Raw genomic sequence first — 13,659 nt, forward strand, 5'->3', positions numbered from 1 at the left:
CGGCCGCCGCGCGTGGCGGCGTCGCCGATCGGGTGACCTTCGCCGACGGTGACGCGACCGCCTGGGCGCTGGCGTCGTCGTCGGGGGCCCCGGACCTCGTGGTGGTCAACCCGCCGCGGCGCGGGCTCTCCGAGGAGCTCGCCGGACGGCTCGAGGGCTCGGGCGCGGGTCACGTCCTGTACTCCTCGTGCAACGCGACGACGCTCGCGCGGGACCTGGGGCGGATGCCGTCGCTGGCGCCCGTCGCGGCGCGACTGTTCGACATGTTCCCGCACACCGCCCACGACGAGGTCATGGTGCTGCTCGAGCGGTCCTGACGGCGTCCAGCTCGGGGCCGGTCACCCGCAGCTTCTCGGCGCCCCCGCCCCGCCCATCTCGCCGAGGCAATCGGCAACGTGCCCAGTCAACCGCCCTCGTCGACCGACTCGATGGATAGCTGACTGACTCGGCGACATGGGGGTCAGGAGAGCCAAGGGAGCCAGGGCATCTCGCCGGCCGCTCAGTCCCGGCCGAGGGCGGGGGCGACGTGCCGCACGATGCTCTCCAGAAGGGCCGCGTTGTAGTCCACGCCAAGCATGTTGGGCACGGTGACGAGCAGGGTGTCGGCCGCCTGGACCGCGGCGTCGGCGGCGAGCTCCGCGGCGACGACGTCGGGTTCGCCGGCATACGTGCGGCCGAACCGGGAGCGCACGCCCTCGAGGACGCCGACCTGGTCCTCGCTGTCCTCGCTGCGCGAGCCGAAGTAGCGGCGGTCGAGGTCGGAGACGATCGGGAACACCGAGCGGGAGACGGAGAGGCGGGGCTCCCAGTCGCGGCCCTCCTCGGCCCAGGCGTCGCGAAACACCTGGATCTGCTCGGCCTGGAGCTCGTCGAACGGCACGCCCGTGTCCTCGGTGAGCAGCGTGGAGGACATGAGGTTGTACCCCTCCTCGGCGGCCCAACGCGCGGTGGCCCGGCTGCCGGCGCCCCACCACAGGCGCCGGTCGAGGCCGTCGGACAGGGGCTGGACCGCGAGCGGCACGCTCTGCCCGGTCTGGCCGGGGTCGGACATGACGACGCCGGCGCCGCGGATCGCCTGACGCGCGATGTCGGCCTTGGTGCGGGCGACGTCGGCCATGGTCTGCCCCTCCGGCGCCCGGTAGCCGAAGGCCGCGGCGCCGTCCTGCGCGGGCTCCGGGGAGCCCCGCGAGATGCCGAGCTGGAGACGGCCGCCGGCGATGAGGTCCGTGGCCGCGGCCTCCTCCGCGAGGTAGAGCGGGTTCTCGTAGCGCATGTCGATCACGCCGGTGCCCATCTCGATGCGGGACGTGCGCGCCGCAATCGCCGCGAGCAGCGGGAACGGGGACGCGAGCTGCGGCGCGAAGTGGTGCACGCGCAGGTAGGCGCCGTCGATGCCGATCTCCTCGGCGGCCTCCGCGAGCTCGATGGTCTGCAGATGGGCGTCGGCGGCCGTGGCCACGGCGCTGCCGCCCACGTCCCGCCAGTTCCCGAAGGAGAGGAATCCGATGCGCTTCACTGCTGGGTCAACTCCGTGGCGGCGTGGTTGTTCCCGCGCTCGCGCGGCCTCCCCTGTGTCTCGTCGAGCGGGACAGGCACTGGACCTCCGACCGAACCGTTGACGACCCGGCGCACCATCCGCAACCTCCTTAGACAGTTACCGGAGGTGATGGTCATGGCGGAACGCATCCGCACGTGGGACGGGCAGTCGTGGACGTTCGACTCGGGCGCGCTGTTCCTCGACTACGTCTACACCGGCGAGTTCGGGGTCGGACAGTGGCGGGACGGCATCATCTCCACCGCCGACGAGCTCGACGGCTGGCTCGGCGAACACCTCGGGCGGCCGCTGCTGCCGCTGACCGACGAGGAGCTCGCCGCGGCCCTCGACCTGCGCGACCGCCTCACCCGGCTCGTCCGTTCGGCCGCCGGGGTCAGCAACGGCAGTGGCACGGCCTCCCCCGACGACGACCTCCCCCACCTCGCCGAGCTGGCCGCCCGGCCCGACCTGCCGCCGGTGTTCCCAGGCCACGAACCGCCCACCGACCCGGCCGCCTGCCAGGCGCTCGCGACCATCGCCCGGGACGCGCTCGTCCACCTCCGTGACGACACGGATCGCCTCCGGAACTGCGACGGCCACGGTTGCCCGATGGTCTTCCTCGACCTCTCGCGCGGCGGCCGGCGCACCTGGTGCTCGATGGCCCGCTGCGGAAACCGCGCCAAGGTCCGCGCCTTCCGAGATCGCCAGGCCATGCAGGAGATGCCCGTTCAGTGAACGTCCATGCAGGGACCGACAAGGGAGCAGGCGACATGACACGCAGAATCGTCATCACGGAGAACATCACCCTGGACGGGGTCGTCGAGAACGACGGGTCGTGGTTCGACCCGACGGACGACTCGACCCAGGGCCGGCAGCTCGCGGAGATCACGCGTGAGCACGCGGCCGCCTCGGACGGCTTCCTCGTCGGGCGCATCACGTTCGAGGAGATGCGCGGCTTCTGGCCGCAGCGGGTGGACGATACGACCGGCGTGACGAACCACCTCGACCGTGTGGAGAAGTACGTCGTCTCCGCGAGCCTCGAGAACCCGGGCTGGGACGGCACGACCGTCCTGCGCGGCGGTGACGACCTCGACTCCCAGATCAGCGAGCTGACCTCCCGCGAGGGCGCCGACATCGTGCTGACAGGCAGCATCTCGCTCGCCCAGCAGCTGCTCGCCCGCGGCACGGTCGACGAGCTGCGGCTGTTCGTCCACCCGGTCGTCGTCGGCACCGGTCGTCGCCTGTTCACCGACGCGCACGAGCTGCGTGACTTGGAGCTCGCCGAGACCCGCTCGTTCGACGCGGGCGTCGTCCTGCTCCGCTACACGCGTCGCAGCTGACCCACGGTCGCGTAGCCCTGACGACCGGAGAAGCCCGACGAGCGAGGGGCCCGAGCACGAGTGCAGGGATCCAGTCCCCTCACTCGTCGGTCGACCCCCGCACCGGTGGGGATACGTCACCCGTCCGCCCGGTCAGGCAGGGGCGAGCATCCCCGTCTCGATCAGCTCGCGCAGCTGGGGGACCAGCTCGGTCCGCAGACCGGTCGCGTCGACGTCCAGGAGCCCGGCCACGGCGTCGACGAGGACTCCGAGCGGCAGCTCCCCGTCGCACGCCCCGACGACGGCGGACAGACCGGTCGAGGCGCGCACCGTCCGCGCGTATCCCCCGCCCTGGACGAGCTCGATGACCTCGGGCTGGCCCGCGCCGGGCCGATGATGACGGACCTCGGTGACGTCTGCGGCGACGACGACTGTGGCCGCGAGCAGGGCCTCGTCGTCGGTGAGTGCGGGGCGCAGGTGGGCGACCGCGTCGAGCACGGCGGCGACGTGGTCGCCGAGCCGCCCGCTGCCCAGACCGGCGGCGTCCTCGAGGCGCCGCCACGGCGCACCGGCCGGCTCGTCCACGCCCGGGCGGCGCACGGTGACGTGCCCCATGCCGATGGCGCTCACGCCGCGGTCCTCAAGGTCACCGAGCCAGCGCGCGGCTGCCACCTCGAACTCCTCCCGGCCGGCGGCGGGGTGGGTGCCGCCGTCGCGGAGCCAGGTGTCGACGTAGGTTGCTGGGTCCGCGACGTCACGCTGGACGACCCACAGGTCGAGGTCGGTATCGACCCAGCCGCCCACCCGCTCGCGCCAGTCCTCGCCGCCCAGGTGCTCCCAGTTCGCGAGCAGCTGGGCGGTACCGCCGGGCGCGAGGTGCTCGCCGACGCCGCGGAGGAGCTCGGCGACCAGGGCGTCGCCCGCGGCCCCGCCGTCGCGGTAGGTGGTGCGCTCCACGCCGGTACGGCCGGAGACGACGAACGGCGGGTTGGAAACGATCCGGTCGAACGAGCCGCGGACGGGCTCGAACAGGGAACCCCGCCACAGGTCGACGCTCACACCACTGAGGTCGGCGCCGAGTCCGGTGAGGGCGAGCGCGCGCGGGTTGACGTCGGTGGCGACGACCCGGGCCCCTGCGGCGGCGGCCCGCAGCGCGAGATAGCCGCCGCCGGTGCCGAGGTCGAGCAGCCGGTCCCCCGGCCGGGGGCGCACCGTGAGCGCGTCGAGGGTGCGGGTGGCGGCGCCGACGCCGACGACGTGCTCCGGCCCGGGTGCGATGCCGGGGACCAGGCGGTCGGACACGGCCCAACCGGTCCGGTCCCCGAGGTCGACCGGCGCCACGGTGACGAGCGGCATCACCGATGCCCCGTCGGACTCGGCCAGGCCGAGGGCCACGAGAAGGACGACGACATCCGGTTCCCCCGTCGTCCCTGGAGCACGCGCGTCCTGCTTCCCGGCCTCGCCCGACGTCAGGTCGGTCGAGTCGACGCGCTCGCCGAGGACGAGGAGCCGCACCCAGGCGGCGAGCTCCCGGTCCGCGTCGCCGGCCGCGTCGAGCACCGCGCGCGCCGGCACGCGGTTCCCGGAGGCGAGCAGCGCCTCGGCTACCGGACCGAGAAGCCGGGCGACGCCGTCGGGGGTGAATCCGGCGTGCCGCCACGCGGCGGCGAGCGTCTCCTCGGGAAGCGACTGCACCCCTCGAGCGTAGGGCGAGCCGCTTCCCCCGGCTGCCACGTGGCGCAGGCGGGCACGAGCCGCAGGCAGTCACCAGGCGCGGGCGGTCAGGAGGCACAGGCGGTCAGGAGGCGCCGACGGCGTCGTGGCGCCGGCGGTCAGGAGATCCCGGCCTCGGCCAGCTCGCGCTCCTCGGCGCGGACCGCCCGCCTCCGGGACACGAGCACGGCACCGACGGCGACGAGCCCGGCCACGGTCGCGAGCCCGATCCGCAGCGCGTGGTTGGCGTCGGCGGGGACGGACCACTCGACGACCAACGGCGCGATGAGCAGGGCGACGAGGTTCATCACCTTGATGAGCGGGTTGATCGCGGGGCCGGCGGTGTCCTTGAACGGGTCGCCCACGGTGTCGCCGATGACCACGGCCTCGTGCTGCGCACTGCCCTTGCCGCCGTGGTGACCGTCCTCGACGATCTTCTTCGCGTTGTCCCAGCTGCCGCCGGAGTTCGCGAGGAAGACGGCCATGAGGACGCCGGTGGCGATGGTGCCGGCGAGGAAGCCCGCGAGCGGCCCGACCCCGAGACCGAAACCCACGGCGATCGGGGCGAGCGCGGCGAGCAGACCCGGGGTGGCGAGCTCACGCAGCGAGTCGCGGGTGCAGATGTCGACGACCTTGCCGTACTCGGGGCGCTGCTCCCCGGTCATGATGCCGGGCAGGTCGCGGAACTGGCGGCGCACCTCGCGCACGATCGCCCCGGCGGAGCGGGTCACGGCGTCGATCGTCAGCCCGGAGAAGAGGAAGACCGTGGCGGCACCGAGGATGACGCCGACCAGCGTGACCGGGCTGATGAGCTCGTAGCTCATCATCGCGCCGACGATGCCGCCCGCCTCGGCGCGGCCCTCCTCGGCGAGGCCGGCCACGGCGGTGGACACCACGTCGGCGTAGGAGCCGAACAGGGCGGTGGCCGCGAGGACCGCGGTGGCGATCGCGATGCCCTTGGTGATGGCCTTCGTCGTGTTCCCCACGGCGTCGAGGTCGGTGAGGATCTGGGCACCCTCCTCGTCGACCTCGCCGGACATCTCGGCGATGCCCTGAGCGTTGTCCGAGACCGGGCCGAAGGTGTCCATCGCCACGATGACACCCACCGTGGTGAGCAGGCCGCAGCCCGCGAGCGCCACGAGGAACAGGGCCAGCCACACCGATCCGCCCGCGAGGAGGAAGCACCCGCAGATCGCGGCGGCGATGACGCCGGCGGTGTAGACGGCGGACTCGAAGCCCACCCCGATGCCGGCGAGGACGACCGTGGCCGCGCCGGTGCGGGAGGTGGCGGCGACCCGCTTCGTGGGGCTCGTGCCGGTACCGGTGTAGAAGCCGGTGAGCCAGAGGATGACCCCGGCGAGCGCCACGCCGATGAGCACGGCGAGCGAGGCGACCACGCGGGGGTCGTCGATCGGGACGTCCGTGATGGTCCCGGTGGTGCCGACGGTGTCGGCGAAGGAGGCGGGCAGGTAGGCGAACGCGGCGATCGCGGCGAGGACGACGCCGGCCACGGCCGCCGTGTAGAAGCCGCGGTAGATCGCCTTGAGGCCCGACTCCGTGCCGCGCACCCGGGTGGTGAGGACGCCGAGGACGGCGACGACGGCGCCCACCGCGGTGACGAGCAGCGGCAGGATCATGCCGTGCTCGCCGAGGGCGGCGCGACCCAGGATGAGGGAGGCGACGAGCGTGACCGCGTAGGACTCGAAGAGGTCGGCCGCCATGCCGGCGCAGTCGCCCACGTTGTCGCCCACGTTGTCCGCGATCGTGGCGGCGTTGCGGGGGTCGTCCTCGGGGATGCCCTGCTCGACCTTGCCGACGAGGTCGGCGCCGACGTCCGCGGCCTTGGTGAAGATCCCGCCGCCGACCCGCATGAACATCGCGAGCAGGGCGGCGCCGAAGCCGAAGCCCTCGAGCACGACCGGTGCGTCGGTGCCGTAGACGACGACGGTGAGCGCGGCCCCGAGCAGCCCGAGGCCGACGACGCTCATGCCGACGGCGCCGCCGGTGCGGAACGCGATCCGCGCCCCCTCGGCGCGGCCGTCGGCGCGGGTCGCCGCCGCGGCCACCCGGACGTTGGCCCGCACGGCGAGCCACATGCCGAGGTACCCGATCGCCGCGGAGAACGCGGCGCCCACGAGGAACGCGACCGACCGACCGATGCGGACGTCCATGTCGCCGGGCAGCAGGAGGAGCAGCCCCGTGATGACGACGACGAACGCACCCAGGGTGCGGAACTGCCGGGCCAGGTAGGCGGAGGCGCCCTCCTGGACCGCCCGGGCGATGGAGACCATGTTCTCGCTGCCGGACCGTTCGGCGAGCACCTGCCGCCGCAGCACGACGGCGAACGCGAGCGCCCCGATCGCGAGGACGCCGACGCACACGGCGATGACGAGGGACGAGGTCGAGAGATCCTGCACGGGTCCTCCACGGTGAGGAGCGCCGCGGACGGCGCTGACGAGGGCCGGTACCGGAGGGCCGTCGGCGTCGACGTCACGGCCGCCCCCGGGGCCGGCTGATCTTCTCAGGAGGGTAACTGACGCGGCGCCGTGCGTCCTCCCAGGTGGGCGCGGCACGCCGCGGAGCCCGGGCAGCGCTCCCCCGGTGAGCGCTCCCCTCCGTCGGCGTGGTGGCCGCGCCCGCGCTGGGGCATCCTCCCGGCATGAGCACCGCTTTCGTCCCCGACGACGTCGTACCAGCGCCCCTGCCTCGCGTCACCGTCAAGCGCCGCCGGACGCTGCTCGTCGCCGCTCTCGGCGTCGGCCTGCTCGCGGGGTGCGCGGGGACCGACACCGAGCCGGGGACCGAGGGCCCGGGCACCGGAGGCGCGGAGGGCACGGGGACCGAGGGCACGGGCACGCAGGGGCCGGGCACGGGAGGCTCGAGCTTGACCGAGGATCTCCCGGCCCCCTACGGCGACGCGCTGATCTTCTCGAGCAGCGCCGAGAGCCTCTGCCACGTCCCGACGAACCAGGTCGAGGACATCTACGTGAACGGCCCCGACCCGACCGACCTCTGGCACGACCACGGCGGCGTGCGCGCGAGCGGTCCGGCCCACGCGGCGTCGGCTCATGCGGCAACTGCCCAGGCACCGACGGCCCATGCTGCGACAGCGCCCGCCCCGCGCACTCTGATCCTGCCGGACGAGGGCGTCGTCGAGGAGGTGAGCGTCGAGGTCGTCTCCGCCCCGGACGACCCGATCCTCGAGCTCGAGATCACCCTCACCGGCCCCGAGCACGAGCAGCCGTACCTGACGGACGCGGTCAGCGTCTCGTTCCTCACGCCCGGTGACGACCGTCGCTGGGTCGGCTTCTCCGCGCACGACGGGGAGCTGACCCGCACCATCCAGCTGGACGAGCCGATCGCGCCGTCCCCCGGCGGGACGAGCACGCGGGTCCAGGTGGTGCCGGTGGCATGCCCCACGGACGTCGAGGAGGACGCCGAGTTCACGGCGCAGCCCCTGGCGGACGGGACGTACACGATGACGGTCTTCGGCAGCGCACAGCTCGCCGAGGGCCCCGAGGACGACGAGCGCACCGGGCATGCGATGTGGGGACAGGAGCAGACCACCGTGACCGTCACGGACGCCGTCGTCGAGGGCATCGGCTACTCCGGCGAGAACGCCTACAGCGACTAGCACAGGAGCTCCCGATGACCGCAGCAGCACGGCACGGCCGCGCGCGAGGGCGCGTCGCCCCCACCGACCCGGCCGTTGCACCCCCCGTTCGATCTCGGTCCGTCGTCCGTGCGCTCGCGCTCGGATCGATGCTCGTGCTGGGCGCCTGCGACACGGGCCCACCGGCGGGCTCCTACCCGCCGGACCGGTCCGACCACCCGGACGGGTCCGACCACCCGGACGGGTCCGACCCGCCGTCTGCCCCCGGTGAGGTCGCGTACTCGGAACGAGCGCAGGAGGTGTGCGGGACGCTGATCGACGACGTCTACCGACCCCGGGGCGACACCAGCGCCGTCGACCACGTGGCGGTCCGCCTGCTCGACGGCTCGACGCCGGCCCGTCTCGGCCTGGAGGTCGAGCTCGGCGGACCGGGCTACACCTCCACCGACCTGTTCGCGCACACCGTCTTCGTCGTTCTCGTCGACCCCGTCAGCGACGAGGTCGTCGCCGTTCTCGCCGGGGACGACGAGACGGTCACGTACGCCGGCCTCGAGGAGCCGATCGAGATCGGCGCACCGGCCACCTCCACCACGACCGTGTTCCCCATGCCCTGCGGGGACCACGAGACGGGGGAGACGGTCGCCGTCACGCCTCTGCCCGACGGGGAGTACGAGCTGGTCATCGAGGGGCATCTCACCTCGCCGAACACGGCGTTCGAGCGGCCGATCAGCTGGGCGGCCGAGCCGATCCGCGTCGAGGTGGCGGACGGGGTGATCGCCGCGGACTGATCACGCTCCCGCCACCGCCGCCTGGGCACCACCGGTCGGTCGCCGCGCGGGGCCGGCACGCCTGCGGGCACCCTGCCCGCTACCGTGCTGGTGTGACGCTGCTCGCGGAAGACCTCACCCTGCTCCTGCTCGACGACGACTCCGGGCGCTTCACCCACCACTCCTACCTCGTCGCCGGGCTCGGCGGCGCACTGCTGGCCGAGCTCGCCCTCGGCGGCTGGGTCCAGATCGGGGAGCCGTCCGGGCTGTTCCGGCGCGCGACGGTGGAACCGACGGACGCGCCGGCCCCCGAGCACCCCGTCCTCGCCGATGCCCTGGAGGAGGTCTCGGCGAAGGACCGCACCGCGAACGAGCTCGTCACGCGGCTCGGCCGCGCCGGCAAGGAGCCGCTGCTCGAGACGCTCGCGGAGCGTGGCATCCTGCGCCGGGAGGAGGGTCGCGTGCTCGGCCTGTTCTCGAGCACCACGTGGCCGACGGACGACGCCACGCACGAGCGCGAGATGCGCGCCGCCCTGACGGCCGCGATCGCCGAGGGTCGCGGGCACGCGCGCGCCGTCGCGCTGCTCTCCGTCCTCTCGGCGATGGACATCGCCCACAGGGTCCCGCCCGTCGAGGGGCTCGGCGCTCGGGAGGTCCGCCGCCGCGTGAAGGAGATGGCCGAGGGAGACTGGGCCGCCAAGGCGGTCAGGGACTCGGTCGCGGCCGTGGACGCCGCCGTGATGTCCGCCGTCGTCACCACCACGGTCACGGGCTCGAGCTGAGGCCGGTGCGGCGCAGAATGTCCCGGTGACCTCACTCGTCGACCTCCTGCGCCGCGTGGGCGCCGAGGACGACCGGCTGGTCCACCTCGAGCACCTGCCGGCCCGTCCCGCCCGCACGGCCGACTGGCCGGCATGGGCCGACCCCGATCTCGTGGCCGGGTACCGCCGGCTGGGTGTCGCGCTGCCGTGGACCCACCAGGTCACCGCCGCGCAGGCCGTCCACGAGGGACGGCACACGGCGGTGGCGACCGGCACCGGCTCCGGCAAGTCGATGGCCGTGTGGCTGCCCGTGCTGTCCGCGGTGCGCGCGGGCGCGCTCGCCGCCGTGGGCCCCGACGCGGGGTCGATCGCGCGGCACACGCGTCGCCCGACGGCCCTGTACCTGGCGCCGACCAAGGCCCTCGCGCACGACCAGGCCACCGCGCTCGAGGGCCTGCTCGCGGCGAGCGCGCTGACCTCGGTGCGGGTGGCCACGTGCGACGGCGACACCCCGGACGCCGAGCGGGACTGGGCGCGCGAGCACGCCGACGTCGTGCTCACCAACCCGGACTTCGTCCACTACTCCGTGCTCCCGTCGCGGCGCCGGTGGGAGCGGGTCCTGCGCGGGCTGTCGGTCGTGGTGGTCGACGAGGCGCACGCGTACCGGGGCGTCCTCGGCGCCCACGTGGCGCTCGTCGTGCGGCGGCTGCTGCGGGTCGCGCGGCACCTCGGCGCCGACCCGGCGGTCGTCTGCCTGTCCGCGACCAGCGCGGAGCCCGGCGTCGCCGCCGCCCGGATCATCGGCACGTCGACCGACGAGGTCGTCGTGGTCGACGACGACGCCTCGCCGGCGGGCGACCGCTACCTCGCGCTGTGGCAGCCGGCCCCGGCCGACCGGTGGGGGGCCGGAATCGCCTCGTCCGGGTCCGCGTCCTCGGAGCCCTCGCGCGTCGGCGCCGCGCCCGCGGCGGCGGCCGCGTCCCCGGGCGGGCCGCCGGTCCCCCTCGTCGACGACGCGCCGCGCGGCGGCAGCGACGACGACCCGTGGGCACTCCCCGCGGACGCGGTGGCGGCCGAGGAGGAGGTGCTCGACCGCGCCGAGGTCGACGAGGTCGAGCGCAGGTCGGCGCTCGCGGAGTGCGCCGAGCTCGTCGCCGACCTCGTGCCCGCCGGTGCCCGGACGCTGGCGTTCGTCCGGTCCCGTCGCGGCGCGGAGGCCCTGGCCGAGTCGGCTCGCCGACACCTCGCGCTCGTCTCGCCCGCCCTCGTGGACACGGTCCGTGCCTACCGCGGGGGCTACCTCCCCGAGGAGCGTCGTGCGCTGGAGGCCCGGCTACGCTCGGGCGAGGTGCTCGCGATGGCGACGACCAACGCGCTCGAGCTGGGCATCGACGTCTCGGGGCTCGACGCCGTCCTGCTGTGCGGGTGGCCCGGATCGCGGGCCTCGATGTGGCAGCAGGCCGGACGCGCCGGGCGCGCGGGGGCGGACGGGGTGGCCGTCCTCGTGGCCTCGGCCGACCCGCTGGACTCCTTCCTCGTCCACCACCCCGAGGCCGTGCTCGGTGAGCCGGTCGAGGCCACGGTGTTCGACCCGACGAACCCGCACGTCCTCGCGCCCCACCTGTGCGCCGCGGCCGCCGAGCTGCCGCTGACGACCGAGGACCTCGCGCTGTTCGGCATCGAGGACGAGCGCGGCCGCGCCCTCCTCGACCACCTCGTCGACACGCTCGGGCTGCTCCGGCGCCGTCCGACCGGCTGGTACTGGGACGTGGCGAACACCGTGCGCGCCCAGGACCTCACCTCGCTGCGCGGCAGCACCGAGCGGCAGGTCCAGATCGTCGAATCCGCCACGGGCACGGTGCTGGGGACGGTCGACGCCGGCAACGCCGACACCACGGTCCACCCGGGCGCGGTGTACGTCCACCAGGGTCGGGTCCTGCTGGTGGAGACCCGGGTCGACGACGTCGCGATGGTCACCGACGGCGCCCACCTGCCGTACCGGACGCGCGCCCGGAGCAGCTCGAGCGTCCGGTTCCTGTCCGAGGAGGCCGTGGTCGAGCGCGGCGGCGTGCGCTGGTCGACCGGCGAGGTGGAGATCACCGGTCAGGTCGACTCGTTCGTACGCTACCGGGTGCCCGACCAGCGGCAGATCGGGGTCGAGCAGCTCGGTCTGGAGGCGCGCACGTTCCGCACGGTCGGCACGTGGTGGACCCTCGACGAGGCCGCCCTCGAGGAGGCGGGCGTCGACCCGGGCCGGCTCGGCGGGGCGCTGCACGCGGCCGAGCACGCCTCGATCGGCATGCTCCCGCTGCTCGCGACGTGCGACCGGTGGGACATCGGGGGCCTGTCGACCGAGGCCCACGACCAGACCGGCCGGCCCACCGTGGTCGTCCACGACGGCTTCCCGGGCGGCGCGGGGTTCGCACGCCGCGGCTTCGACGCGTCGGTGGAGTGGGTCCGCGCCACCCTGGAGACGGTGCGGACGTGCCCGTGCGTCGCGGGGTGCCCCCGCTGCGTGCAGTCGCCCAAGTGCGGCAACGGGAACTCGCCGCTGGACAAGCCGGGGGCGATCGCGCTGCTCACCGTCCTCGCCGAGGCCGCCGAGCGGCACCCGGACGCGGAGCCGTTCACGCCGCCGACCGGCGACCTCTGACGGGAGCCGCCGACGCCCGGTCACCGCGCGCTCACCGCTCGGGGCCGGCCCACCCATCGCCCGGTCACCGCGCACTCACCGCCCGATCACCGCACTCACCGCACGGGTCCGGCGCGGGCGTGCGCCACCGCGTCGTAGGTCCCGAACACACCGAGCTCGACGAGCACCGTCGCCGACACGACGACCTCCTCGCCCTCCACCTCGCACGACACCGTGGCGGCCTCGTTGAGGCCCACCACCCCGGTCGAGCGCGCGCACGCCTCGGCCGGTGCGGTGCCGTGCTGGAGCGCACCGGCGGCGGCCAGGGAACCGAGGTCCGCAGCGCCCTGGGCCTCCTGCCGGGCGACCTGGACGCGGGCCAGCGCGAGCACGCCGACCAGGAGGAGCAGCATGGACGCGACGACGCCGGCGACGAGGACCGTCGCCGCACCGTGCTCGCGGTCCCGGCCCACGACCCGGGCGACCTCGCGCCCCTGGTCCCTCCTCGCACGCGGCCCGGAACCCGGGGCACTCATGGTGAGCCCCCTCCGACAAGCGCCTCCTCCGGGACCGCGCTCGCGCTGGCGATGACCCGACCGCCGACGAGCGAGAGCGGACCCGGGTACGGCGCCACGACCGTGACGACGACGAGGCCGTCGTCCTGCGCGACCGAGACGTTCGCGTCCTCGGGCGCGAGGCGCTCGGCGTGGTCGACGACCACCTGGGAGCTCTCCCCGGCGGCAGCTGCCCGAGCACCGGCCTGGGCCGCGTCGGTGGCGCGGATGTGCGCGGCCCCAGTGGCGATCGCCGAGAGGACGAGCAGGAGGACGAGGGCGACGGCGGGCAGGACGGTCGCGAGCTCGGCCGTGACCATGCCGCGCTCGTCCGGTCCGGGCCGGTGGGACGCGGCGCCGGCCGACCGGTGATGCGTGGCCCTGCCCGTCCGAGGGGGCACGGCCTCGTCCGACCGAGGGAACGCGACCTCGCCCGTCCGACGTGGCGCGACCTCGCCAGTCCGACGTGGCGCGGCCGGGGGCCGGGCGTGGTGCCCGGCCCCCGGCTGTGCGTGCGTGGTCATCAGACCCCGAGCGCCCGCGTGATGAGCCCGGTCACCATCGAGATGACGGCATCGCCGTTGAGGATCCCGATGAGCGCCGCGGCGAGGCCGGCCGCGGCGACCGTGCCGATGGCGTACTCGGCGGTCGCCATCCCCGCCTCGGGATCCTCCGCCGCGCGTCCGTGCCGTGCACGAAGAGTGGTGGTGAGGCGGTGAGCCGCCTGGCTGATCGTGTGCATGTCGTCGTCCTTCCCCGGTTCGTC

At 74.6% G+C, this 13,659-nt stretch carries 12 protein-coding genes and 1 pseudogene; 7 read left to right on the forward strand and 6 right to left on the reverse strand.

Features of this window, described 5'->3' with window-relative positions:
* Positions 1-317, forward strand: a pseudogene (locus ACZLKG_RS15540) (23S rRNA (uracil(747)-C(5))-methyltransferase); the annotation flags it as partial.
* Positions 318-499: 182 nt separating this feature from the next.
* Here the strand turns inward: ACZLKG_RS15540 and ACZLKG_RS15545 are convergent.
* Positions 500-1,516, reverse strand: a complete 1,017-nt coding sequence (locus tag ACZLKG_RS15545) for an LLM class flavin-dependent oxidoreductase (protein ID WP_463649236.1) — start codon at positions 1,514-1,516, stop codon at positions 500-502.
* Positions 1,517-1,672: 156 nt separating this feature from the next.
* Between ACZLKG_RS15545 and ACZLKG_RS15550 the strand changes: the two genes are divergently transcribed.
* Both ACZLKG_RS15550 and ACZLKG_RS15555 read left to right on the forward strand, forming a co-directional pair.
* Positions 1,673-2,269 (forward strand): CGNR zinc finger domain-containing protein, encoded by a 597-nt coding sequence (locus ACZLKG_RS15550; RefSeq protein ID WP_463649237.1) that lies wholly within the window; start codon positions 1,673-1,675, stop codon positions 2,267-2,269.
* A gap of 35 nt (positions 2,270-2,304) precedes the next feature.
* Positions 2,305-2,874, forward strand: a complete 570-nt coding sequence (locus ACZLKG_RS15555) for a dihydrofolate reductase family protein (RefSeq protein ID WP_463649238.1) — start codon at positions 2,305-2,307, stop codon at positions 2,872-2,874.
* 132 nt (positions 2,875-3,006) lie between these two features.
* Here ACZLKG_RS15555 and ACZLKG_RS15560 read toward each other — a convergent pair whose 3' ends face one another.
* Together ACZLKG_RS15560 and ACZLKG_RS15565 are read right to left on the reverse strand one after the other, a co-directional pair.
* Positions 3,007-4,548 (reverse strand): methyltransferase, encoded by a 1,542-nt coding sequence (locus ACZLKG_RS15560; RefSeq protein WP_463649239.1) that lies wholly within the window; start codon positions 4,546-4,548, stop codon positions 3,007-3,009.
* A gap of 137 nt (positions 4,549-4,685) precedes the next feature.
* A complete protein-coding gene (locus ACZLKG_RS15565) occupies positions 4,686-6,983 on the reverse strand; it encodes a sodium-translocating pyrophosphatase (protein ID WP_463649240.1) in 2,298 nt (765 codons plus the stop codon).
* A 242-nt stretch (positions 6,984-7,225) separates the two neighbouring features.
* On the opposite strand from ACZLKG_RS15565, the gene ACZLKG_RS15570 reads away from it, so the two are divergent.
* The 4 genes from ACZLKG_RS15570 to ACZLKG_RS15585 all read left to right on the forward strand — a co-directional run bounded on the left by ACZLKG_RS15570 (position 7,226) and on the right by ACZLKG_RS15585 (position 12,360).
* Positions 7,226-8,200, forward strand: a complete 975-nt coding sequence (locus ACZLKG_RS15570) for a hypothetical protein (protein WP_463649241.1) — start codon at positions 7,226-7,228, stop codon at positions 8,198-8,200.
* A gap of 14 nt (positions 8,201-8,214) precedes the next feature.
* A complete protein-coding gene (locus ACZLKG_RS15575; RefSeq protein ID WP_463649242.1) occupies positions 8,215-8,967 on the forward strand; it encodes a hypothetical protein in 753 nt (250 codons plus the stop codon).
* A gap of 92 nt (positions 8,968-9,059) precedes the next feature.
* Positions 9,060-9,728: a GOLPH3/VPS74 family protein gene (locus tag ACZLKG_RS15580; protein WP_463649243.1), complete on the forward strand. Its 669-nt coding sequence runs from the start codon at positions 9,060-9,062 to the stop codon at positions 9,726-9,728.
* Between the two features lie 25 nt (positions 9,729-9,753).
* Positions 9,754-12,360, forward strand: a complete 2,607-nt coding sequence (locus tag ACZLKG_RS15585) for a DEAD/DEAH box helicase (RefSeq protein ID WP_463649244.1) — start codon at positions 9,754-9,756, stop codon at positions 12,358-12,360.
* A gap of 95 nt (positions 12,361-12,455) precedes the next feature.
* On the opposite strand, the gene ACZLKG_RS15590 is transcribed toward ACZLKG_RS15585, so the two are convergent.
* From ACZLKG_RS15590 to ACZLKG_RS15600, 3 genes are all read right to left on the reverse strand, one after another.
* On the reverse strand, positions 12,456-12,875 hold the full coding sequence (locus ACZLKG_RS15590) for an Rv3654c family TadE-like protein (protein WP_463649245.1): 420 nt from the start codon (positions 12,873-12,875) through the stop codon (positions 12,456-12,458).
* Complete coding sequence (locus tag ACZLKG_RS15595; RefSeq protein ID WP_463649246.1) at positions 12,872-13,213, reverse strand: TadE family type IV pilus minor pilin; 342 nt, start codon at positions 13,211-13,213, stop codon at positions 12,872-12,874. Before ACZLKG_RS15595 ends, ACZLKG_RS15590 begins: the two co-directional genes overlap by 4 nt.
* 203 nt (positions 13,214-13,416) lie before the next feature.
* The gene (locus ACZLKG_RS15600; RefSeq protein WP_463649247.1) at positions 13,417-13,635 is read right to left on the reverse strand and encodes a DUF4244 domain-containing protein; all 219 of its coding nucleotides are present in this window, start codon (positions 13,633-13,635) and stop codon (positions 13,417-13,419) included.
* Between the last annotated feature and the right edge of the window lie 24 nt (positions 13,636-13,659).

The organism is Georgenia sp. Z2081 (assembly GCF_055326445.1).

Excerpts from the sequence above, each read along its gene's own strand:
- ACZLKG_RS15550 (WP_463649237.1), top strand. The coding sequence starts at position 1,673 with ATGGCGGAACGCATCCGCACGTGGGACGGGCAGTCGTGGACGTTCGAC.
- ACZLKG_RS15555 (WP_463649238.1), top strand. The coding sequence starts at position 2,305 with ATGACACGCAGAATCGTCATCACGGAGAACATCACCCTGGACGGGGTC.
- ACZLKG_RS15570 (WP_463649241.1), top strand. The coding sequence starts at position 7,226 with ATGAGCACCGCTTTCGTCCCCGACGACGTCGTACCAGCGCCCCTGCCT.
- ACZLKG_RS15575 (WP_463649242.1), top strand. The coding sequence starts at position 8,215 with ATGACCGCAGCAGCACGGCACGGCCGCGCGCGAGGGCGCGTCGCCCCC.
- ACZLKG_RS15590 (WP_463649245.1), bottom strand. The coding sequence starts at position 12,875 with ATGAGTGCCCCGGGTTCCGGGCCGCGTGCGAGGAGGGACCAGGGGCGC.
- ACZLKG_RS15595 (WP_463649246.1), bottom strand. The coding sequence starts at position 13,213 with ATGGTCACGGCCGAGCTCGCGACCGTCCTGCCCGCCGTCGCCCTCGTC.
- ACZLKG_RS15600 (WP_463649247.1), bottom strand. The coding sequence starts at position 13,635 with ATGCACACGATCAGCCAGGCGGCTCACCGCCTCACCACCACTCTTCGT.